This window comes from Sphingomonas metalli, from assembly GCF_014641735.1.
Taxonomy (GTDB): Bacteria; Pseudomonadota; Alphaproteobacteria; order Sphingomonadales; family Sphingomonadaceae; genus Sphingomonas; species Sphingomonas metalli.
On record NZ_BMIH01000001.1, the window covers coordinates 120,892 to 140,477 of the forward strand.

At 68.3% G+C, this 19,586-nt stretch carries 26 protein-coding genes and 2 tRNA genes; 15 read left to right on the forward strand and 13 right to left on the reverse strand.

What is annotated here, in order from left to right; genetic code table 11:
- Positions 1–36 precede the first annotated feature (36 nt).
- The 3 genes from ilvN to IEX18_RS00730 all read left to right on the forward strand — a co-directional run bounded on the left by ilvN (position 37) and on the right by IEX18_RS00730 (position 2,491).
- Positions 37–552, forward strand: a complete 516-nt coding sequence (gene ilvN / locus IEX18_RS00720) for an acetolactate synthase small subunit (RefSeq protein ID WP_188656709.1) — start codon at positions 37–39, stop codon at positions 550–552.
- A 155-nt stretch (positions 553–707) separates the two neighbouring features.
- The gene (ilvC, locus tag IEX18_RS00725) at positions 708–1,730 is read left to right on the forward strand and encodes a ketol-acid reductoisomerase (RefSeq protein WP_505988940.1); all 1,023 of its coding nucleotides are present in this window, start codon (positions 708–710) and stop codon (positions 1,728–1,730) included.
- A gap of 152 nt (positions 1,731–1,882) precedes the next feature.
- Entirely contained in the window at positions 1,883–2,491 is a 609-nt protein-coding gene (locus IEX18_RS00730; protein WP_188656711.1) for a YceI family protein, read from the forward strand.
- Positions 2,492–2,517: 26 nt separating this feature from the next.
- Here IEX18_RS00730 and IEX18_RS00735 read toward each other — a convergent pair whose 3' ends face one another.
- Positions 2,518–2,919: a BLUF domain-containing protein gene (locus tag IEX18_RS00735; RefSeq protein ID WP_188656712.1), complete on the reverse strand. Its 402-nt coding sequence runs from the start codon at positions 2,917–2,919 to the stop codon at positions 2,518–2,520.
- Positions 2,920–3,267: 348 nt separating this feature from the next.
- Here IEX18_RS00735 and leuA point away from each other — a divergent pair, with 348 nt between their 5' ends.
- Complete coding sequence (leuA, locus tag IEX18_RS00740; RefSeq protein WP_188656713.1) at positions 3,268–4,929, forward strand: 2-isopropylmalate synthase; 1,662 nt, start codon at positions 3,268–3,270, stop codon at positions 4,927–4,929.
- 11 nt (positions 4,930–4,940) lie between these two features.
- Here leuA and IEX18_RS00745 read toward each other — a convergent pair whose 3' ends face one another.
- Together IEX18_RS00745 and folE are read right to left on the reverse strand one after the other, a co-directional pair.
- Positions 4,941–5,666, reverse strand: coding sequence for an SDR family oxidoreductase (locus tag IEX18_RS00745; protein ID WP_188656714.1), 726 nt, complete (start codon positions 5,664–5,666; stop codon positions 4,941–4,943).
- 2 nt (positions 5,667–5,668) lie between these two features.
- Positions 5,669–6,322 carry a GTP cyclohydrolase I FolE gene (gene folE, locus IEX18_RS00750; protein ID WP_188656715.1) on the reverse strand — a complete coding sequence of 218 codons (654 nt, stop codon included), beginning with the start codon at positions 6,320–6,322 and terminating at the stop codon, positions 5,669–5,671.
- Positions 6,323–6,389: 67 nt separating this feature from the next.
- Between folE and IEX18_RS00755 the strand changes: the two genes are divergently transcribed.
- Complete coding sequence (locus tag IEX18_RS00755) at positions 6,390–6,593, forward strand: hypervirulence associated TUDOR domain-containing protein (RefSeq protein WP_188656716.1); 204 nt, start codon at positions 6,390–6,392, stop codon at positions 6,591–6,593.
- Positions 6,594–6,639: 46 nt separating this feature from the next.
- The gene (locus IEX18_RS00760) at positions 6,640–6,945 is read left to right on the forward strand and encodes an SWIB/MDM2 domain-containing protein (RefSeq protein WP_188656717.1); all 306 of its coding nucleotides are present in this window, start codon (positions 6,640–6,642) and stop codon (positions 6,943–6,945) included.
- Positions 6,946–7,114: 169 nt separating this feature from the next.
- On the opposite strand, the gene IEX18_RS00765 is transcribed toward IEX18_RS00760, so the two are convergent.
- The 7 genes from IEX18_RS00765 to IEX18_RS00795 all read right to left on the reverse strand — a co-directional run bounded on the left by IEX18_RS00765 (position 7,115) and on the right by IEX18_RS00795 (position 10,992).
- Positions 7,115–7,447 (reverse strand): hypothetical protein, encoded by a 333-nt coding sequence (locus IEX18_RS00765; protein WP_188656718.1) that lies wholly within the window; start codon positions 7,445–7,447, stop codon positions 7,115–7,117.
- 182 nt (positions 7,448–7,629) lie between these two features.
- Positions 7,630–7,706, reverse strand: a tRNA-Arg gene (locus IEX18_RS00770).
- Positions 7,707–7,805: 99 nt separating this feature from the next.
- Positions 7,806–8,711, reverse strand: a complete 906-nt coding sequence (locus IEX18_RS00775; protein WP_188656719.1) for a DMT family transporter — start codon at positions 8,709–8,711, stop codon at positions 7,806–7,808.
- Between the two features lie 8 nt (positions 8,712–8,719).
- Positions 8,720–9,148, reverse strand: coding sequence for a DUF1178 family protein (locus IEX18_RS00780; protein WP_188656720.1), 429 nt, complete (start codon positions 9,146–9,148; stop codon positions 8,720–8,722).
- The gene (locus IEX18_RS00785; protein WP_188656721.1) at positions 9,145–9,966 is read right to left on the reverse strand and encodes a carbon-nitrogen hydrolase family protein; all 822 of its coding nucleotides are present in this window, start codon (positions 9,964–9,966) and stop codon (positions 9,145–9,147) included. Before IEX18_RS00785 ends, IEX18_RS00780 begins: the two co-directional genes overlap by 4 nt.
- The gene (gene grxC / locus IEX18_RS00790) at positions 9,963–10,220 is read right to left on the reverse strand and encodes a glutaredoxin 3 (protein WP_188656722.1); all 258 of its coding nucleotides are present in this window, start codon (positions 10,218–10,220) and stop codon (positions 9,963–9,965) included. Before grxC ends, IEX18_RS00785 begins: the two co-directional genes overlap by 4 nt.
- Before the next feature lie 31 nt (positions 10,221–10,251).
- On the reverse strand, positions 10,252–10,992 hold the full coding sequence (locus IEX18_RS00795; RefSeq protein ID WP_188656723.1) for a ComF family protein: 741 nt from the start codon (positions 10,990–10,992) through the stop codon (positions 10,252–10,254).
- 43 nt (positions 10,993–11,035) lie between these two features.
- Here IEX18_RS00795 and IEX18_RS00800 point away from each other — a divergent pair, with 43 nt between their 5' ends.
- Positions 11,036–11,872 carry a class I SAM-dependent methyltransferase gene (locus IEX18_RS00800; RefSeq protein ID WP_188656724.1) on the forward strand — a complete coding sequence of 279 codons (837 nt, stop codon included), beginning with the start codon at positions 11,036–11,038 and terminating at the stop codon, positions 11,870–11,872.
- Between the two features lie 11 nt (positions 11,873–11,883).
- On the opposite strand, the gene IEX18_RS00805 is transcribed toward IEX18_RS00800, so the two are convergent.
- Positions 11,884–11,968 (reverse strand) — tRNA-Leu (locus tag IEX18_RS00805).
- A 52-nt stretch (positions 11,969–12,020) separates the two neighbouring features.
- Complete coding sequence (locus IEX18_RS00810; RefSeq protein WP_188656725.1) at positions 12,021–13,529, reverse strand: YifB family Mg chelatase-like AAA ATPase; 1,509 nt, start codon at positions 13,527–13,529, stop codon at positions 12,021–12,023.
- 177 nt (positions 13,530–13,706) lie between these two features.
- Between IEX18_RS00810 and rpmH the strand changes: the two genes are divergently transcribed.
- The 8 genes from rpmH to dapE all read left to right on the forward strand — a co-directional run bounded on the left by rpmH (position 13,707) and on the right by dapE (position 19,093).
- Positions 13,707–13,841, forward strand: a complete 135-nt coding sequence (rpmH, locus tag IEX18_RS00815) for a 50S ribosomal protein L34 (RefSeq protein ID WP_028056723.1) — start codon at positions 13,707–13,709, stop codon at positions 13,839–13,841.
- 2 nt (positions 13,842–13,843) lie between these two features.
- Complete coding sequence (gene rnpA, locus IEX18_RS00820; RefSeq protein WP_188656726.1) at positions 13,844–14,164, forward strand: ribonuclease P protein component; 321 nt, start codon at positions 13,844–13,846, stop codon at positions 14,162–14,164.
- Between the two features lie 110 nt (positions 14,165–14,274).
- The gene (gene yidD, locus IEX18_RS00825) at positions 14,275–14,487 is read left to right on the forward strand and encodes a membrane protein insertion efficiency factor YidD (protein ID WP_188657763.1); all 213 of its coding nucleotides are present in this window, start codon (positions 14,275–14,277) and stop codon (positions 14,485–14,487) included.
- A gap of 35 nt (positions 14,488–14,522) precedes the next feature.
- Positions 14,523–16,226 (forward strand): membrane protein insertase YidC, encoded by a 1,704-nt coding sequence (gene yidC, locus IEX18_RS00830; protein WP_188656727.1) that lies wholly within the window; start codon positions 14,523–14,525, stop codon positions 16,224–16,226.
- Complete coding sequence (gene yihA, locus IEX18_RS00835) at positions 16,223–16,909, forward strand: ribosome biogenesis GTP-binding protein YihA/YsxC (RefSeq protein WP_188656728.1); 687 nt, start codon at positions 16,223–16,225, stop codon at positions 16,907–16,909. Before yidC ends, yihA begins: the two co-directional genes overlap by 4 nt.
- A gap of 8 nt (positions 16,910–16,917) precedes the next feature.
- On the forward strand, positions 16,918–17,262 hold the full coding sequence (locus tag IEX18_RS00840) for a gamma-glutamylcyclotransferase family protein (RefSeq protein ID WP_188656729.1): 345 nt from the start codon (positions 16,918–16,920) through the stop codon (positions 17,260–17,262).
- Positions 17,263–17,321: 59 nt separating this feature from the next.
- Positions 17,322–17,987, forward strand: a complete 666-nt coding sequence (locus IEX18_RS00845; protein WP_188656730.1) for a glutathione S-transferase family protein — start codon at positions 17,322–17,324, stop codon at positions 17,985–17,987.
- Positions 17,948–19,093 (forward strand): succinyl-diaminopimelate desuccinylase, encoded by a 1,146-nt coding sequence (dapE, locus tag IEX18_RS00850; protein WP_188656731.1) that lies wholly within the window; start codon positions 17,948–17,950, stop codon positions 19,091–19,093. The genes IEX18_RS00845 and dapE overlap by 40 nt, the downstream gene beginning before the upstream one ends.
- Here dapE and IEX18_RS00855 read toward each other — a convergent pair.
- Positions 19,071–19,583: a Smr/MutS family protein gene (locus tag IEX18_RS00855; protein WP_188656732.1), complete on the reverse strand. Its 513-nt coding sequence runs from the start codon at positions 19,581–19,583 to the stop codon at positions 19,071–19,073. The two genes, dapE and IEX18_RS00855, sit on opposite strands and share 23 nt — an antisense overlap.
- Positions 19,584–19,586: the final 3 nt, after the last annotated feature.

The window sequence follows — 19,586 nt, forward strand, 5'->3', positions numbered from 1 at the left end:
TAGGGGGATCCCGGCCGGAGCCGGGATGGCGACCGGATGCATATCAAGACCGAAACCGTCGAACGCCATACGCTGGCGGTGATCGTCGACAACGAACCGGGCATCCTCGCCCGGATCGCCGGCCTGTTCACGGCGCGCGGCTACAACATCCAGAGCCTGACGGTGTCCGAGATCACGCAGGACAAGGCCGTCAGCCGCATCACCATCGTCACCAGCGCCTCGCCGCCGGTGATGGAGCAGATCATCGCGCAGCTCGACCGGCTGGTGCCGGTGCACAAGGTCGTCGATCTCACCGTCGCGGGCGATCATGTCGAGCGCGAGCTGGCGCTGGTGAAGGTGGCGGGCAGCGGCGACCGGCGGATCGAGGCGTTGCGCCTCGCCGAAGTCTATCGCGCGCGCGTGGTCGATGCGACAATCTCCAGCTTCGTCTTCGAGGTGACCGGCACGATCAGCAAGATCGACAAGTTCGTCGAGCTGATGGGCGAGGTCGGACTGGTCGAGGTCGCGCGCACCGGCATCGTCGCTATCGCCCGCGGTCGCGAGGCGGCCTGATTGTTCCCTCTCCCGCCGGGAGAGGGAGGGAGCGCCGACGGCGCGGAAGGGGCGAGGGCCGTCGAGGCCCCTGCCACCACTAACTCCGGCTCGGCAGCACACTGCCAAATTTTCGTATCCTTTCCCGCAGGGAGAGGAAGAGAAGCAAAGGGAACATCATGAAGGTCTATTACGATCGCGACGCCGATCTGAACCTGATCACCGGCAAGAAGATCGCCATCCTCGGCTATGGCAGCCAGGGCCATGCCCATGCGCAGAACCTGCGCGATTCGGGCGTGGGCGAGATCGCGATCGCGCTGCGCCCCGGCTCCGCCTCCGCGGCCAAGGCCGAAGGCGCCGGCTTCAAGGTGATGGCGAACAAGGACGCGGCGCAATGGGCCGACATCCTGATGATCCTGGCGCCAGACGAGCATCAGGCGGGCATCTACGAGGCGGACATCAAGGGCCATATGCGGCCGGGCAGCGCGCTCGCCTTCGCCCACGGCCTCAACGTGCATTTCGGGCTGATCGAACCGCCGGCGGACATCGACGTCATCATGATCGCCCCCAAGGGTCCGGGCCACACCGTCCGCAGCGAATATGTGCGCGGCGGCGGGGTGCCCTGCCTGATCGCCATCCATCAGGACGCCAGCGGCAATGCCCATGACGTGGCGCTCGCCTATGCGAGCGGGGTCGGCGGCGGCCGCTCGGGCATCATCGAGACCAACTTCCGCGAAGAGTGCGAGACCGACCTGTTCGGCGAGCAGGCCGTGCTGTGCGGCGGCGCTACCGCGCTGGTCCAGGCCGGGTTCGAGACGCTGGTCGAGGCCGGCTATGCCCCCGAAATGGCCTATTTCGAATGCCTCCACGAGCTGAAGCTGATCGTCGACCTGATGTACGAGGGCGGCATCGCCAATATGCGCTACTCGATCTCGAACACCGCCGAATATGGTGACATCAAGACCGGCCCGCGCATCATCACCGAAGAGACCAAGAAGGAGATGAAGCGCGTGCTCGCCGACATCCAGTCGGGCCGCTTCGTCAAGGATTTCGTGCTCGACAACCGGGCCGGCCAGCCCGAGCTGAAGGCCAGCCGGATCGCCGCCAAGCGCCACCCGATCGAGCAGGTCGGCAGCGAGTTGCGCGCGATGATGCCCTGGATCGGCGCGAACAAGCTGGTGGACAAGGCGAAGAACTGATCGGATCGTCTCTGCCGGAGCATGCGCAATGCGCTCGCTCCGGCACTCTTCGGGATCGGCGCGCGTAGGAAACGGTTCGTTGCCGGACCGGCGTTTGACCTCGATCACTTCGCAGGCCAGCATCGCCCTGTATCAACAGGGAGTTTGCCTGCATGCGCTTCGTCTACGCCGCCGCCCTTCTTGCCGCCGCCGCGGCCCCTGTGCTGGCCCAGGCGCCCGGCCTTCCCGGGTCATCCGACCGGTCGGTGGTCAAGGCCGGCACCTATCAGGTCGATCCGGCTCACACGCAGGTGACCTGGACGGTCAACCATATGGGCTTCTCGATGCTGTCGGGGCAGTTCGGCGCCGGCTCGGGCTCGATCACGCTCGATCCCGCCAAGCCCGCCGCGACCAAGGTCGACGTGACCTTTCCGGTCGACCAGCTGTCGGTCACCGCGGCCCCCTTCGCGAATCACCTGAAGTCGAAGGACTTCTTCGACGTCGCCAACAACCCGACCGCGCGCTTCGTCTCGACGCAGGTCACGCCGATGGGCGATCACTGGATGATGAACGGCAATCTGACGCTCAAGGGCGTCACCAAACCGGTCAGCCTCACCGTGCGCTTCGTCGGTGCCGGCACCAACCCGATGAGCAAGAAGGTCAACTTCGGCTTCCATGCGACCGGGTCGATCAATCGCAGTGACTTCGGCCTCGGCTATGCCGTGCCGGCCGTGTCGGACAAGGTCGATCTGGCGATCAACGCCGCCTTTACCCAGGGCTGAGACCCGACGGGGCGCCGCGCGGCCGGTCAGGCCGCGCGGCGCATCTCGGCAAGCCCCAGGAACGTGCCCTGCACCGCGGGGCTCGCGCCGGAGGAAAGAGAGGCGACGCGGGCGATCGTTGCCGCGGCATCCTCGTCGCGCCGCTGGAACGCCATCGACCAGTCGCCGAACTCGCGCGCCTCGATCGTGCGACGCGACAGAATCACGATCGCCCGGTGGCGGGGATCGCGGCTAATCCGGTCGAACACCCTGACCACATCGGCCTCCTCTCCTTCGAGCACCTGCAGGAAGCGCCGACCATCGTAGAGGAGCAACCCGGTCACGCCATCGCGGACGTTGTTGCGGCGCGACACCGCCAGAATGGCATCGGCATCGATCGGCGCCCCCGCCTGTTCGCGCGCCGTGCTGATGTAGAGAAGCTGGTGCATCGACGATCCTGTCCTTCGGCCGGCCCCCACCCGCTGCATCCAGAGCTACGTCCGTTTCCTTAATGACCGGATAAGTCGCCGACGGCGAAGTGATCGATCGAGATCAGCTTTCGCGTTCGGAGGCTGTGCGGCGAAGTAACGCCATATAGCGCTCGACAAGTGCGACCGGGCGAGGCATTTGGCCCCCATGAAATGCGCACGTGAAGACCTGCGACTTACCCGCCCTTAGGGCGGCTGTGCAGCCTCGCGCGCGGCTTCCCTAAGGGCTGACGATCACCGAAAGCGCCATTTCGGCCGCACCGGGTATCGCATGCCCGCCGTGCGGCCCCGACCCGGAAGGGACGTTTCATGCTCCGCGACCCATCGACCAAATACCGCCCGTTTCCGACGATCCCGCTGCTTGACCGGCAATGGCCGTCGCGCACCATCACCCGCGCGCCGCGCTGGCTTTCCACCGACCTGCGCGACGGCAACCAGGCGCTGATCGATCCGATGGATGCAGAGAAGAAGACCCGCTTCTTCGACTTTCTGGTGAAGACCGGATTGAAGGAGATCGAGGTCGGCTTCCCCAGTGCCGGCGCGACCGAATTCGACTTCATCCAGGGGTTGGTGCGCGACGGCCGCATCCCGGACGACGTGACGGTACAGGTGCTGACCCAGTCGCGCCGCGACCTGATCGAGACGAGCTTCGCCAGCCTGAAGGGCGCGCGCCGTGCGATCGTCCACCTCTACAATGCCGTATCGCCCGCCTGGCGGAAGATCGTGTTCGGGATGACCCGCGACGAGGTCAAGGCGATCGCGATCGCCGGGGCCAAGGTGCTGCGCGACGAGGCCGGCAAGCAGCCCGAAACCGAATGGTTCTTCGAATATAGTCCGGAGACCTTCTCGACGGCGGAGCTCGACTTCTCGGTCGAGGTCTGCGCCGCGGTGATGGAGATCCTGCGCCCCACGCCCGATCGCCCGCTGATCCTCAACCTGCCGGCGACCGTCGAATGCGCGACGCCCAATGTCTACGCCGACCAGATCGAATGGTTCGGCCGCAACATTCCCGATCGCGACAGCGTCGTCCTTTCGCTCCACACACATAACGATCGCGGCACCGGCGTGGCGGCGGCGGAGCTGGGACTGATGGCCGGCGCCGACCGGGTCGAGGGATGCCTGCTCGGCAATGGCGAGCGGACGGGCAATTGCGATCTCGTGACGGTCGCGCTCAACATGTACACACAGGGCGTCGATCCCGGGCTCGACCTGTCGGACATCGATGCGGTGGTGAACACGGTGCAATATTGCACCAACATCCCCGTCCACCCGCGCACGCCCTATGCGGGCGATCTCGTCTTCACCGCCTTTTCCGGCTCGCACCAGGATGCGATCAAGAAGGGGTTCGCCGCCCAGTCCGCGCGCAACGACGGATTGTGGGAGGTTCCCTATCTGCCGATCGATCCCGCCGATCTGGGGCGGAGCTACGAGGCGGTGATCCGCGTCAACTCGCAATCCGGAAAGGGCGGCGTCGCCTGGGTCATCGAGCAGGACAAGGGGCTCAAGCTGCCCAAGCGTCTGCAGGCCGACTTCTCGCGGCACGTCCAGGCGCTCGCCGACGAGACCAGCCGCGAACTGAATGCCGCGGATATCTGGGGACGGTTCGAGGCGACCTATCTTCCCCGCGACGGCGATCGGTTCGCGCTGGTCGACTATGAGGAAAGCGGCTCGGCCGGGGCGCGCGTCTTCGTCGGTCGCGTCTCGGTGGACGGAGAGGAGCGCTCGATCTCGGGCCGGGGTAACGGCCTGATCTCCGGCGTGGTCGCCGCGCTGGCGGACAGCACCGGGCCCGACCTCGATGTCGTCGACTATAGCGAGCATGCGATCGGTCACGGCGCCGATGCCCAGGCGGCCGCCTATGTCGAATGCCGTACGGCGGATGGGCGCACCGTGTTCGGCGTCGGGCTCGACACCGACATCGCGACGGCGAGCGTCCGCGCCGTGCTTTCCGCGGCGAACCGCGTCGGCTGAGTGGTCGGAGACTATCGGGCGAGCGAGACGAAATCCTCGTCGAAGGGCACAAGATGCGCGCCGCCGTCGACGAACAGCGTCTGCCCTGTGACGGGGGCCGCGGCGAGATAGGCGACCGCGTCGGCGATGTCGTTCGGCGTCGGCAGGCGGCCGAGCGGCATCAACGCCGACAATCGCGCCATCTGCGCGGCGTCATAGTCCCCGGTCGGCAGCGTGAGCCCCGGTGCCACCGCGTTGACGCGGAGCGTCGGGAAGCTGGCGGCAGCGATAGTACTCCAGCCGGCGAGCCCCAGCTTGCCGAGCGTGTAGGAAAGCTGGTCGCGATGCGGGTGGGCGATGCGCTGGTCCAGGATGTTGATCACCGTCCTGCCCCCAGCCGCCGCCATCGCCTGCGTGAGCAGCACCGGCGCGGCGCAATTGACCGCGAAGGCCTCCGCGAGCGTCGCCGCGGTCGCTTCGCCCGCACGATCCGGGCCGAAGACCGAGGCATTGTTGACGAGCAACGCCGGGGGGCGGCCGCAGCAAGCGACGACGCTGCCGAACAGTCGTTCCGCTGCGCCGGCCTCCGCGAAGTCGGCGACGAAGGTCGCACAGCCTAGATCTGCCAGCGGCGGCTCCAGCGCCTTTTCCCGGCTGCAATGGATGGCGAGGTCATAGCCTTCCTGCGCCAGCCGCGCGGCAATCGCTGCACCCAGTCGACGGGCGCCGCCGGTGACGAGAGCCAGCGGACGCACCATGATCAGTCCCGGCTCCGCAGGCCCATCAGGTTGAGCACCTCCTTGCGGCTGCGCTCATCCTCGCGGAACACGCCCATCATCCGGCTGGTGGTCATCGAGACGCCGGGCGTGCGCACGCCGCGCGCCGTCATGCAGGCATGGGTCGCCTCGATCACCACGGCGACACCCTGCGGTCGCAGATGCTCCCAGATGCAATCGGCGACTTCCGCGGTCAGCCGCTCCTGGACCTGCAGGCGCCGGGCGAAGCCGTGCAGCACCCGCGCCAGCTTCGAGATGCCGACGACGTGGTTGCGCGGCAGATAGGCGATGTGGGCCCGGCCGATGATCGGGGCCATGTGATGTTCGCAGTGCGACTGGAACGGGATGTCGCGCAGCAGGACGATCTCGTCATAGCCGCCCACCTCCTCGAACACGCGGGACAAGTGGATTGCCGGATCGTCTGCATAGCCCGCGCAATATTCGCGCCACGCCCGCGCCACCCGGCGCGGCGTGTCGACCAGCCCCTCGCGGGAGGGATCGTCACCGGCCCAGCGGATCAGCGTGCGGACGGCCTCCGCGACGTGATCCGGGATCGCGATCTTGCCGTCGCTGCCGATCAGGTCGCCATCGACCAGGGCATTCCCGCCGCCCTCACCCGCCGCATTCGACACGCGCATACCTCCGCCATGGAAACCAAAACCCTCCCTGCCGCGCTACAGAGGCTGCAAGCAAGGAGACGATGCGATGGCCGATCTGAAGAAGGGCGACAAGGTGAGCTGGAACTCGCACGGCGGGACGGCTCATGGCGAGGTCGAGAAGAAGGTCACGAGCGACACCAAGATCAAGGGCCATACCGTCCGCGCCTCCAAGGACGACCCCCAATACATTGTAGAGAGTGACAACGGCGGAAAGGCGGCGCACAAGGCGTCCGCGCTCGACAAGGCGTGATTCCGCTTCGTGCGGATGGACAGGTTTTGCAAAGGGAACAAACGAGATGGCCACAGCCAAGCAGGAAGCGGGCGCCAAGAAGGCGGCTACCAAGCAGACCAAGGAAGGCTCGGGCATCCATGCGCCCGTCAAGCCGTCGGGCGATCTGGGCGCGATCGTCGGCAACGACGCGCTGCCGCGCAGCGAGGTGATCAGCAAGGTCTGGGACTATATCAAGAAGAACAACCTGCAGAATCCCGAGAACAAGCGCGAGATTCTCGCCGACGACAAGCTGAAGAAGGTCTTCGGCAAGGACAAGGCGACCATGTTCGAGATGAACAAGTACATCTCGGCGCATCTCAGCAAGGCTTGAACCGACCGGTCGGGGGCACCAGCCGGTGCCCCCGAAGAGTTCGAGCCGCCGGTTGGCGACGCCTTCAGCCCTGCGGCACCGGCAGGCTTCCGATCCCCCGCCCTGCCAGCGGTCTATAGAAGCGGTCGTCGATGGCGGCCGTCGTCGCCACGGCGCCGTCCGGCGTGGATCAGAAACGCTCCAGACGCTTCAGACGGCGCGACCGCTCCAGATTCAGCCTGTCCAGCTTTTCCTGGAAAAAAGCCGCACTCTGCGGCGTCAACCGTCCTCCTTCTGCCGCCTGCTGCTTCAGCGCGGCCTTGCGCAGCTGCTGGAGGTCTTGCCGATAATCCTGATCGATGAAGATGATCGAGGAGAATGGGCGGGCGGTGATATAGCCGTCCAGGTTCGGCCGGACCACGGGCGCCGAACCGACCGCCAAAGCGGCAGAACTGGGTTGCGCCGCCAGCGGCGCTTCCACCAGCAACACGGCTCCCGCAACAATCATCAACGCTGCACGCATGATGTTTCCTTTCCTTCACCCAGCCCGAAAATGACGGTCCAGTTCGAACGGCGACACCGAAGATTGTGTCCCGCCCGATCCTCTACAGCATTCAAATGGCAGTCAATTCCGATTCGCCGCCGCGGTGGATCGATCGCATGCCGCGCCTATCCGCCACGGGAATGCCAGGCGCGCGACGTTGGTGGTGCCCCCGAGAGGACTCGAACCTCCGACCTGCGGTTTAGGAAACCGTCGCTCTATCCGGCTGAGCTACGGGGGCACTGGCGCGGGCGGAGGGATAGGCGAAAGCCGCCCGGTGGGTCAACGACCGCGTTGTCAGCGCCTCGCCGCAGACGGGGCGAAGGTCGGGTGACCGCCCTCAGTCGAGCGACAGGCCGCGCGTCGCGTCGCTGGCGTGGAGCGCACCCGCAGCCGACCGCTCGCCGCGAACCACCACCACGCTGCCGGCGACGATGAGAACTCCTCCGAGCAGCAGCGGCAAGCCCGCCGGATCGCCGAACAGGCCGATGCCCAGGCTGGCCCCGATCAGCGGCTCGATATTGATGAAGACCCCGGCGCTCGCGCTGTCGACGCGGGCCGCGCCATATTGCCAGGCGGCGGTGGCGATGAAGGTCGAGAGCACCCCCTGCCCGACCATCCCGCCCCAGGCGACGGCGGATAGACGCACCGGCGGCAAGCCGTGGAGCAGCAACGCCACTGGCAGCACCACCGCGGTGGCGACCACCAGCGTCACGGCCGGCACGGCCAGCGCCGATTGCGTTACCGGCGCCCGACGCAGCACCAGAAGCCAGCCCAGGAAGATCAGAAGCGATGCCAGCGACAGGGCGATGCCCAACGGAGTGCCCGCGCCGCCGGGCTTGCCCGCGATCAGTGCGGCCCCCGCGGTCGCCGCGGCGACGCCCAGCCACGATGCGCGACTGACCGGCTCGCCCGTCAGTCTGGCGCCGATCGCCACCAGGGCGGGCATGGCTCCGACCAGAAGCGCCGCCAGCGTGACCGTCACGCCGGCCAAGCCTTCGAACTGCACCATGAAGCCTAGCCCGTACAGGGCACCGGCAAGCAGCACCGGCGGCGACCGGAAGAGCGCCCGCCCCTCGCGACTCAGGGCGAAGGGCAGCGCGATCAGGCTGGCGACGGCGAACCGCCACAACACCATATGCGCCGGCGCGATCTCGCGAAGGGCGAGCTTGCCCAGCGGAAAGCCGAGGCCCCAGAAGACGCCCGCCAGCACGAGCGCGGCGAAGGCAAGGCGGCGACTGCCCATGGCGCCGGTCAGTTGAGCTGCTCGGGAGGCGTGACGGGGAGCGGCAGCGGCAGGATCGGCACGCCCTCTTCGACGAGTGCCTTGGCCTCGGCGGGGCTGGCCTGGCCATGGATCGTCGCCTGGGCCTCCTGCCCCAGATGCATCGCACGTGCCCGCGTCGCGAACGCGGAGCCGACCCACTCCGAGTGCTCCAACAGGGCCGCCTGCTTCGCCGCGAGCTCGCGGATCGCGGCCCTTCTGTCGGCGGCCGGACGATCGTCTGCGCGATTGCCCTTCGCTGCCACGGCGGGCGCCATGACCGCCTTCGCCACCTCGCTACTGCCGCACAGGGGGCAGATCAGCCGGCCAGCCTCGCGCTGCTCGTCGAAGGCGGTGGACGAGGCGAACCACGCCTCGAAGACATGGCCTGCGGTACAGCGAAGGTCGAAGACGATCATGACCGACTGATGGGTGCGATGGTGCGCCGGTGGCTCAGGGCGGGGATCCGCGCCCGCACCTCTGCCACCCGCGCCGGATCGAGGGCGATGACGGCGAGCTCGGCCTCTTCCCCCATGTCGAGAAGAACGTCGCCCCATGGATCGACGGCGAGCGAGTGCCCGTAGGTCGCACGGCCGTCCTGATGCACGCCTGTCTGCGCCGCCGCCAGTACGAAGCTTCCCGCTTCGATCGCCCGTGCGCGCAGCAGGACATGCCAATGGGCGGCGCCCGTCGGACGGGTGAAGGCGGCCGGCACGGCGAGAAGGGACGCTCCCGCATCGGTCAACGCCCGGAACAGGTCCGGGAAACGAAGGTCGTAGCAGATTGCGAGGCCCAGCTTGCCCAGCGGAGTATCGACGACGACCGCTTCCTCGCCTGGCGCATAGCTGGCCGATTCCCGCCAGCTTTCGCCCGAGGGCAGATCGACATCGAACAGGTGCATCTTGTCGTAGCGGGCCCGAATGGCGCCATCGGCGTCGATGACGAACGCGCGGTTGGCCAGCCTGCCATCCTCGCGCCGAACGGCCAGCGAACCAAGATGGATCCAGATGCCGTGCCGGACGGCCGCCTCTCGCGCCGAGGCCAGAACCCCGTCGTCCTCCTCCCGGGTGATGGCGCGGGCGGCTCTGGCCCGATCGCGATCGATCAGGTTCGTCATCTCGGGCGTGAACAGCATCGCTGCGCCCTCGCCCGCTGCCCGCTCCGCCGCATCGATGACGAGCCGGGCATTGGCGGCGGGATCGATCCCCGCCGTCATCTGCAACACTGCCGCGTTCACGCCGCCAACAAAGGATCGAGCCCGCCGGCCCGCTCCAGCGCCGCCAGATCGTCCGATCCGCCGATGTGGCGGCCGTCGATGAAGATCTGCGGCACGGTAGTGCGACCGCCGGCGCGCTGGATCATCTCGGCGCGGCGCGGGCCGCCCATCGTGATGTCAAACTGGTCGGGCTCGACCCCCTTGTCGGAGAGCAGCCGCAAGGCGCGCGTGCAATAGGGGCAGAACGCCTTCGTGTAGATTTCGACCTGTGCCATATGGCGGAGGTGTGGCGTGCATGGCCGCTTGTCAATCGTTCGCATCCGCGCCCGCCAGCACGCGCGCCCAGCACAGGATCGTGACGGACCCCGCACCGGCGGCGAGCAGCGCCCGCGTACAGGCAAGGGCCGTCGCTCCGGTGGTATAGACGTCGTCGACCAGGATCACGGACCGCCCCTTGATCGCGGCACGGCGCGACGGACGGACCCGGAACGCGCCGGCCACCATCCGCGCCCGCGCGCGGCGACCCAGCCCTCGCAACAGGCGGGTGGCCCGAAGACGCTCCAGGACGAGCGGATCATGCGCCACCCCGCAGCGCCTGGACAGCGCGGCCGCGATCAGCGCGGCCTGATTGAACCCGCGTCGCCACAGCCTTGCGCGATGGAGCGGCACCGGGATCAACAGGTCCGCGCCTTCGGGCACCAGCCTGACCATCGCGCGTGCCATCGTGCCGGCGATGGCGATACGGCCGCCATGTTTCAGCCGCACCGCAAGCGATCCCGCCACATCGCCATAGGCGACCGCGGCACGGACGCCGGCATGGCGGGGCGGCGCGGCGGCGCATGACGCGCACACTGCCCCCTCGCCACGGTCGAAGGCGAACGGCACATGACATGCGGCACACCAGGGTGGCGCGATGAAGCGCAGCTTGCCCCAACAGGTCGCGCAGAAGCGATGGTCCTCGCCGACCGGCGTCCCGCAGCCGGCGCAGCGCGGCGGCAGGACGTAATCCACCGCCCAGCGCAGCGGCGAGGTGAGGCGATGCAACATGGATCGCTTGTCGCCGCGGTCACCGCGCGGCACAAGCCGCACCATGTCCGTTCCCGACATCTTCGATCGCGCAGTGCGACGCCGGCGGCGCGACCGCGCATTGCAGGATTTCGGCGCGCATGACTTCCTGCGCGCAGCCATGCTGGACGGTATCGCCGAGCGCCTCGATGCCGTCACCCGCGATTTCGCCGAGTTTCTCGATATAGGCTGCTACGATGGCGGCTTCCTGCCGCCGCCCGCTGCGCGGATCGCACGGCTGGATCCGGGCTATCGGTTCGCGCAGCGGAGCGGCGGCGTCCAGGGGGACGAGGACCGGTTGCCGTTCGCCGACGGCAGCTTCGACTGCGTGATCAGCGCCGGCGTGCTCGATCAGGTCGGGGACCTGCCCGGCGCGTTGACGCTCGCGCGTCGCGTGCTGCGGCCGGACGGGCTGTTCCTCGCCGCGTTCGTCGGCGCGGGCTCCTTTCCGATGCTGCGGCGCGCCCTGGCGGAGGGCGAGCGCGACCGGCCAGTGGCGCGACTGCATCCGCAGGTCGACGTGCGCTCCGCCGGCGATCTGCTGATGCGGGCGGGGTTCGCCCTGCCGGTGGCGGACGTGGAGACGCTCAGCATCGGCTACCCGCACCTCTTCCGCCTGATCGAGGACCTGCGCGGTATGGGCGGCACGAGCATCCTCGCCGACCGTCATCCGCTGTCGCGCGACGCGCTGGCCCGCGCCGCCACGGCGTTCGCCGGGATGGCCGGCCCGGACGGGCGAGTCCGCGAGCGGGTCGAGATCCTGTTCCTGACCGGCTGGGCGCCCGATCCGAGCCAGCCCAAGCCGGCCCGGCGGGGCAGCGGCACAGCGTCGCTGGCGCAGACCTTGGGGAGCAGACCCTGAGGGAGAGAATGTGGTGCCCCTGGCCGGACTCGAACCAGCATGCCTCGCGGCGTTCGATTTTGAGTCGAATGCGTCTACCAATTTCGCCACAGGGGCAGCGAACAGGGGCTCGCTAGCCGAGGGGCCCTGAGACCGCAAGCCGCGTCGCTCAATTGCGTGGCGGTTGCCGGCGATAGGACAGGGCCTCGGCGACATGGATGCGCCCGACCTCTTCGGCGCCTGCCAGATCGGCGATGGTGCGGGCGACGCGGAAGATCCGGGTATAGCCTCTCGCCGTCAGCCGCATCGCCGCGGCGGCATGGGCAAGCAGCTCGCGCCCGGCCGCGTCGGGCGTGGCCACGGCATCGAGTAGCGGTCCGTCCGCTTCCGCGTTGGTTCGCGCCGCATGGCCGGCAAAGCGCGTCCGCTGGAGCGATCGCGCGTCCGCCACCCGGGCGGCGATCTCCGCCGACCCCTCGGCGGGTACCGACAGCATCAGATCGGCGGCGCTGACGGCCGCCACGTCGACATGAAGGTCGATCCGGTCGAGGAGCGGCCCAGAGACCTTCGCCTGATAGTCCGCGGCGCACCGGGGCGCGCGGGCGCAGGCGAGCGCCGCATCGCCCAGATGCCCGCACCGGCACGGATTCATCGCCGCGATCAACTGCACCCTCGCCGGGAACGTGACGTGCGCATTGGCGCGGGCCACGGTTACCGTCCCCGTCTCGAGCGGCTGGCGGAGCGAGTCGAGCACGGCGCGATTGAACTCGGGTAGTTCGTCGAGGAACAGGACCCCCAGATGCGCAAGGCTGACCTCGCCCGGCTTAACCTTCAATCCGCCGCCGGTGAGGGCAGCCATCGACGCCGAATGGTGCGGCGCCCGGAAGGGACGCGCGCGTGTCAGCCGACCGCCGGCCAGCGTCCCGGCGACGGACTGGACCATCGAAACCTCCAGGGCCTCCGCGGGATCGAGCGGGGGCAGGATGCCGGGCAGGCAGGCGGCCATCAACGACTTGCCCGCGCCCGGAGGACCACAGAACAGCAGATTGTGCCCGCCGGCCGCCGCAATCTCGAGCGCGCGCTTGGCGGTCTCCTGCCCTTTGACCTGGCGCAGGTCCGGGCCGGATGGCACCTCTTCCATTCCCCCGGGCTGCGGTGCCGGCAACAGTCCGTGGCCTCTGAAATGATTGATGATCGCGAGGAGGTCGGGCGCCGCGAGCACCTCGACCGAACCCGCCCAGGCCGCCTCCGCACCCTGGGAGGCGGGGCAGATCAGACCCTTCCCTTCGGCCCCGGCATGCAAGGCCGCAAGCAGCACGCCCGGCGATGGAGCGATCCGACCGTCGAGTCCCAGTTCGCCGACCACGACGAAGTCCGCCAGCGCCTCGGCATCGACCACGCCCATCGCGGCGAGAAGCGCCAGCGCGATCGGCAGATCGAAATGGGACCCCTCCTTCGGCAGGTCCGCCGGCGACATGTTCACCGCGATCCGCTTCGGCGGCAGCGCGAGACCCATCGCGGCGATCGCCCCCCGCACCCGCTCGCGGCTCTCGCCGACCGCCTTGTCCCCCAGGCCGACGACGTTGAAGGCCGGCAGGCCGGCGATGAGCTGCACCTGTACCTCGACGGCGCGTGCTTCCAGCCCCAGATACGCCACCGTCGCCACGATCGAAGTCATCGCCGTCCCCCCGCCCCGCTCTTAGCGACAGGGGTCGACCCAAGGGAATGGCGGAGCGGTGCCCGGAACGGGACAGCCGATTGACTTGGCGGGTCTGCGCCTCTATGCGCCAGCCAACAAAGGCCGTCCCACGGGCGGCCCTTTTTCGTTGTAGATGAATTTGCCGAGGAATGAACGATGAAGCGCACCTTCCAGCCGAGCAACCTGGTGCGGGCTCGCCGCCACGGCTTCCGCGCGCGGATGGCGACGGTGGGCGGCCGTGCGGTGATCCGGGCGCGTCGCGCCCGCGGTCGCAAGAAGCTGTCGGCCTGACCATGCTGACTCGCCGCCGGGATTTCCTGGCGGCGAATGCAGGGCGGCGGGCGCCGATGCCCGGTTTCGTCCTGCTCGTACAGTCCCGCGACGACGGCGATGCGATGATGCGCGTCGGCTATACCGTCACCAGGAAGATCGGCAACGCGGTCGTCCGCAACCGCATGAAGCGCCGCTTCCGGGAACTGGCGCGCGAAATCTTGCCGACGGCGGGGATCAGCGGCGCCGATCATGTGCTGATCGGCCGCAGCGGCGGGATCGAACGGGATTTCGCCAGCCTCCGCTCGGAGCTCGCCAAGGCCCTGCGCAAGGTGGCGCGGTGAGCCGGGCGGGCGATCCCGAGGGCTCGCCCGGCCTCGCCGACCGGGGGGCAGGATCGGCCGAATCGGCCACGCGATCCGACAAGACCTTGCGCGCGAACGATCCTACCGGCCTGGGCGCGACGATCCTGATCTGGCTCGCCCGGGCATGGCAATTGGGTCCCTCGCTGGTGCTTCCGCCATCCTGCCGGTACGATCCCTCCTGTTCGGCCTATGCAATCACCGCCCTTCGCCGCTATGGCGCGCTCAAAGGGGGCTGGCTTGCCGTGAAGCGCATCGCGCGCTGTCATCCATGGGGGGGCCACGGCCCGGACCCGGTTCCCTGACCGACTGACCAACCCGATTGGGACACAACGATACCGTGAAAGACGATCGCCAGAATTTCGTGCTGTTCGCGGTCATCGCGGCGCTGATCCTGTTCGGCTGGCCGCTGATCCAGAACCGATTCTTCCCCACCGCCAATCCGCCCGCGACCAAGATCGAGAAGGGCAAGCAGGTCGCCCTTCCCAAGCCCGGCGCCGATCCGACCGCCGACAGCCCCGCCGCGATCCGCGACCGGCAGCAGGTGTTGGCGGAGACTCCGCGGGTGCGGATCGAAACGCCCGCGCTCAAGGGCTCGATCAACCTGCGCGGGCCGCGCATCGACGACCTGGTACTGACCCGTTACAACGAGACGGTCGCCAAGGACTCCGCGCCGATCCGGCTGCTGTCGCCTGCCGGTGCGCCAGAGGCCTATTTTGCCGGCTTCGGCTGGCGTGCCGAGGGACTCAACCCGCCGGGCGCCAACACCGTATGGACCGCCTCCGCGCCCGTGCTCGCTCCCGGCAGGCCGGTGCGACTGGAAGCGGCGAATGCGACCGGTCAGCGCTTCCGCATCGAGATCGCGGTCGATCAGGACTATCTGTTCACCATCCGCCAGACGGTGATGAATGCCGGGAGCGCGCCGGTCACGGTGGCGCCCTATGGCTATGTGAACCGCATCGGCGTGTCGAAGGATCCGGACAGCTGGACGATCCATACCGGACCCATGTCGGTCAACAACGGTGCGGCGCAGTATTCGACCAACTTCAAGGATCTGGCTCAAGGTCCGCAGCGCTTCACCACGCAGGGCGGCTGGCTGGGCTTCACCGACAAATACTGGCTGACCGCGCTGGTGCCCGATGCGCAGCAGGCCTTCGACGGCCAGTTCCGCGCCGGTGCCAATACCAGCTTCCAGGCAGACTACAGCGTCGCGCCGCGCATCCTTCAGCCCGGCCAGGCGCTGACCGAAAGCGCGCGCTTCTTCGCGGGCGCCAAGGAAGTGGCGCTGCTCGACCGCTATACCGATCAGGGGATTGTCGCGAAGCTCGACTATGCGATCGACTGGGGCTGGTTCCGGCTGGTCGAGAAGCCGATCTTCTACGTGCTCGACTGGCTGTTCCGGATGGTCGGCAATTTCGGCGTGGCGATCATCCTCTTGACGCTGATGATCCGTGCGCTGCTCTTCCCGATCGCGCAGCGCCAGTTCGCCTCCATGGCCGCGATGCGTGCGCTTCAGCCCAAGATGAAGGCGCTGCAGGAGCGGTACAAGGACGATAAGCAGCGCCTGCAGCAGGAGGTGATGGCCCTCTACAAGACCGAGCGGGTCAACCCGCTGGCCGGCTGCCTGCCGACGCTGATCCAGATTCCGATCTTCTACGCGCTGTACAAGGTGCTGCTGCTGACGATCGAGATGCGGCACCAGCCCTTCGTGCTGTGGATCAAGGATCTGTCCGCGCCCGATCCGCTGACCCCGGTCAATCTGTTCGGCCTGCTCGCCTTCACCCCGCCGCACTGGCTGGGCATCGGCGTGGTGCCGATTATCCTCGGCATCAGCATGTACTTCCAGTTCAAGCTCAATCCGCAGGCGATGGACGAGACGCAGCGCCAGGTCTTCGCGATCCTGCCCTGGGTGCTGATGTTCGTGATGGCGCCCTTCGCGGTCGGCCTCCAGGTCTACTGGATCACGACGAACTGCGTCTCGATCCTTCAGCAGCGGCTCCTCTATGCGCGGCATCCGGGGCTGAAGCAGCCGGTGGCGAAATGAGCGAGCAGCCTCCCCATGCGGATCATGGGGAGGGCGCGGCCGAGGCCCCCTTCCCGCCCGAACTCGTCGAAGCCGCCCGCAAGCTCTTCGCCGGCCCCGTCTCCTTTCTGAAGTCGGCGCCGAAGCTGGAGCACCTGCCGGATCCCGTCGTGCCCGAAGTGGCCTTTGCCGGGCGTTCCAACGTCGGCAAGTCCTCGCTCCTCAACGCCCTGACGAACCGGAACGCGTTGGCGCGCACCTCCAACACGCCCGGCCGCACGCAGGAGCTGAACTTCTTCGACGTCGGTCAGCCCCTCGCGATGCGCCTCGTCGACATGCCGGGCTACGGCTTCGCCAAGGCGCCGAAGGACATGGTCCGCCAGTGGCGCTACCTGGTCAACGACTTCCTGCGCGGCCGGCAGGCGCTCAAGCGCGCCCTCGTGCTGATCGACTCGCGCCACGGCATCAAGGATGTCGATCGCGAGATCCTGACCATGCTCGACAAGGCGGCGGTCAGCTATCGCGTCGTCCTTACCAAGGCCGACAAGGTCAAGGCGACCGAGCTGGCGGCAGTGCTCGCCCGCACCGAGGAGGAGGCACGCAAGCGCCCGGCCGCCCATCCGGCGATCATCGCCACCAGCTCGGAGGGGGGCATGGGCATCGCCGAGCTACGCGCCGCAGTGCTCGAGGCCGCGCAGCTGTGATCGCCGCCGTGGAAGAGGTAGCCGATCAGAGCCTCTTCTCCTACGGCACCTTGCAGGATCCGTCCGTCCAAATCGCCACCTTCGGCCGCCTGCTCACCGGTCAGCGCGACGCGCTGGCCGGCTGGCGGATCGCAACCGTACAGATCCGCGACCCTGACGTGCTGGCGACCAGCGGCATGGCGGAGCATCTCGCGCTCGTCCCCGATGCCGAGGCGCCTGCCGTGCACGGAGCCGTCTTCCTCCTCACCCGCGCGGAACTGGCGGCGGCCGACGTCTACGAGAGCGAGCACTACCGGCGCGAGTGGATCAGGCTCGTCTCGGGGCGCCACGCCTGGGTCTATGTGAAGGCCTGAGTGCATCGGCCGGCGCGGCTCGGTTGCCGAGCCCCGGTGCAGCGGCTACCCCATCGGCCATGAAGCTCATCATCGGCAACAAGGCCTATTCCTCCTGGTCGCTGCGCGGCTGGCTCGCCTGCAAGCAGGCGGGCGTTTCCTTCGAGGAAGTGGTCGTGCCGCTCTACGACGCCGAGTGGGACAGGCGGCGACAGGGCGACGAGTTCGCCCCCTCGTCGGGCAAGGTCCCGATCCTGTGGGACGGGGACGCGGTGGTCTGGGACAGTCTTGCCATCGTCGAATATCTCGCCGACAAGGTCGGCCGTGACCGCTTCTGGCCGGCCGACGATGCGGCGCGGGCCATGGCCCGATCGATGGCCGCGGAGATGCACTCCTCCTTCCAGGCACTGCGCCGCAAGCATCCGATGAACATCCGGCAGATCCATCCTCCCGCGCGCCCGGACGAGGACGTCATGGTCGATATCGCGCGGATCATGGAACTCTGGGCGCAGGCGCGCGCCCGGTTCGGCGGGTCCGGCGACTTCTTGTTCGGGGATTTCGGCGCGGCCGACATCATGTTCGCGCCGGTGGTTACCCGCTTCGTCACCTATCAACTCCCGGTCGCCCGCTTCGCCGCCGCCTATATGGAAGCGATCCTCACGCATCGCTGGATGCAGGACTGGATCGCCGGCGCGCAGGAAGAGGAATGGGTGCTCGAACGGTACGAGCAGGCAGCAGGCGCGTGATCGATCCGGTCGCGCTCGCCGCGGCGCTGATCCGGGCGGACAGCATCACGCCGGCGCGCGGGGCGGTCTTCGACGTGCTGGAAGCGGCATTGCAGCCGCTGGGCTTCGCCATCGATCGCTTCGTCGTCGGCGAGGCACCCGATGGCCCCGTCGAGAATTTGCTCGCCGTGCGCGCCGGTACGGGTCGCCACCTTGCCTTTGCCGGGCATGTCGATGTGGTCCCTCCCGGAGAAGGCTGGACCGGATCGCCTTGGTCGGGCGAGGTCCGGGCCGGCCTCCTCTACGGGCGCGGAGCGGTCGACATGAAGGGCGCGATCGCCGCCTTCGTCGCCGCCGCGGCGCAAGAGGATCGCGCACCGCTCAGCCTGATCATCACCGGTGACGAGGAGGGTCCGGCCACCTACGGCACGGTCGCGCTGATCGCACGCATGGCCGCGCGCGGCGTCGCGCCCGACCTGTGTCTGGTCGGGGAACCCACCTCCGCGCAGCGGCTCGGCGACACGATCAAGATCGGCCGACGCGGCTCGGTCAATATCTGGCTGTCGCTGGAAGGTCGGCAGGGGCATGTCGCCTATCCCCACCTGGCCGACAATCCCGTACCCCGGCTGGTCGCGATGCTGGCCGAGATCGATGCGGTCGTCCTCGATCATGGAAATCGCTGGTTTCAGCCGTCGAACATCGAGATCACCGACCTCTATGTCGGCAATCCCGCCACCAACGTCATCCCGGCGCGGGCAGAGGCGCGGATCGCGATCCGCTTCAATGACGAGCATCGGGGCGAGGCGCTCGTCGCCCGCATGGCTGACATCGCCGCACGTCACGGCGGTCAGGCACGCGCGCGCATCTCGGGCGAGGCCTTCCTGACGCCGCCCGGTGCCTTGTCGGAACAGGTTGCCGGGGCGATCACGCGGCATACGGGGCTCACGCCCGAACTGTCGACCACCGGCGGAACGTCCGACGCCCGCTTCCTGTCGCGCCTGTGCCCCACGGTCGAGTTCGGGCTGCTCAACGCCACCATGCATCAGGTCGACGAAGCGGTGGCCGTCGAGGACGTGATGACCCTGACCGCCATCTACGCGGACATCATCCGCAGCGTGGCCGCCTGAGGACGATGTAGAGCGCACCCAGTCCGCCGTGCCGCGGATGGGCGCCGCGCACGGCGGCGATGGCATCGGCATGGCGGGAGGCTGCGATCCAGTCCGCCACGGCCGCGCGGATCGCGCCGCGGGCATGCGGACGCTCGCTGTCCGGCCGTGGCGGCTTGCCGGTCACGAGCAGCAACACGCGATCCCCACGCCGGATCGCCCGGTCGAGGCCCTGGTCCAGCAGGGCATGGGCCGATGCCAGCGTGTGGCCGTGCAGATCGATCGAGCTGTCGGGTAGCACGATCCCGCGGGTCAGCTTGCGGTTCCAGGATGCATCGAGCGTATTGGCAGCGGCCACAGGGCGCGGCGGTGTGGGCGCCGTTCGCGCGGTGCGCACCGACATTCTTGGCGGCTCCCGAGCGGGCGGCGTGACAGCCTTGGCCGGAGCCGAAGCCGGCGTCATTTTGGGGGCCGGGGCAGCCATCGCGCGTATCGGTCTGACCGAGGCCATAAC

Coding starts and splice junctions, on each gene's coding strand:
- ilvN (WP_188656709.1), top strand. CDS start 37: ATGCATATCAAGACCGAAACCGTCGAACGCCATACGCTGGCGGTGATC.
- IEX18_RS00730 (WP_188656711.1), top strand. CDS start 1,883: ATGCGCTTCGTCTACGCCGCCGCCCTTCTTGCCGCCGCCGCGGCCCCT.
- IEX18_RS00735 (WP_188656712.1), bottom strand. CDS start 2,919: ATGCACCAGCTTCTCTACATCAGCACGGCGCGCGAACAGGCGGGGGCG.
- leuA (WP_188656713.1), top strand. CDS start 3,268: ATGCTCCGCGACCCATCGACCAAATACCGCCCGTTTCCGACGATCCCG.
- IEX18_RS00745 (WP_188656714.1), bottom strand. CDS start 5,666: ATGGTGCGTCCGCTGGCTCTCGTCACCGGCGGCGCCCGTCGACTGGGT.
- folE (WP_188656715.1), bottom strand. CDS start 6,322: ATGCGCGTGTCGAATGCGGCGGGTGAGGGCGGCGGGAATGCCCTGGTC.
- IEX18_RS00755 (WP_188656716.1), top strand. CDS start 6,390: ATGGCCGATCTGAAGAAGGGCGACAAGGTGAGCTGGAACTCGCACGGC.
- IEX18_RS00760 (WP_188656717.1), top strand. CDS start 6,640: ATGGCCACAGCCAAGCAGGAAGCGGGCGCCAAGAAGGCGGCTACCAAG.
- IEX18_RS00765 (WP_188656718.1), bottom strand. CDS start 7,447: ATGCGTGCAGCGTTGATGATTGTTGCGGGAGCCGTGTTGCTGGTGGAA.
- IEX18_RS00775 (WP_188656719.1), bottom strand. CDS start 8,711: ATGGGCAGTCGCCGCCTTGCCTTCGCCGCGCTCGTGCTGGCGGGCGTC.
- IEX18_RS00780 (WP_188656720.1), bottom strand. CDS start 9,148: ATGATCGTCTTCGACCTTCGCTGTACCGCAGGCCATGTCTTCGAGGCG.
- grxC (WP_188656722.1), bottom strand. CDS start 10,220: ATGGCACAGGTCGAAATCTACACGAAGGCGTTCTGCCCCTATTGCACG.
- IEX18_RS00795 (WP_188656723.1), bottom strand. CDS start 10,992: ATGTTGCATCGCCTCACCTCGCCGCTGCGCTGGGCGGTGGATTACGTC.
- IEX18_RS00800 (WP_188656724.1), top strand. CDS start 11,036: ATGTCCGTTCCCGACATCTTCGATCGCGCAGTGCGACGCCGGCGGCGC.
- IEX18_RS00810 (WP_188656725.1), bottom strand. CDS start 13,529: ATGACTTCGATCGTGGCGACGGTGGCGTATCTGGGGCTGGAAGCACGC.
- rpmH (WP_028056723.1), top strand. CDS start 13,707: ATGAAGCGCACCTTCCAGCCGAGCAACCTGGTGCGGGCTCGCCGCCAC.
- rnpA (WP_188656726.1), top strand. CDS start 13,844: ATGCTGACTCGCCGCCGGGATTTCCTGGCGGCGAATGCAGGGCGGCGG.
- yihA (WP_188656728.1), top strand. CDS start 16,223: ATGAGCGAGCAGCCTCCCCATGCGGATCATGGGGAGGGCGCGGCCGAG.
- IEX18_RS00845 (WP_188656730.1), top strand. CDS start 17,322: ATGAAGCTCATCATCGGCAACAAGGCCTATTCCTCCTGGTCGCTGCGC.
- dapE (WP_188656731.1), top strand. CDS start 17,948: ATGGGTGCTCGAACGGTACGAGCAGGCAGCAGGCGCGTGATCGATCCG.
- IEX18_RS00855 (WP_188656732.1), bottom strand. CDS start 19,583: ATGGCCTCGGTCAGACCGATACGCGCGATGGCTGCCCCGGCCCCCAAA.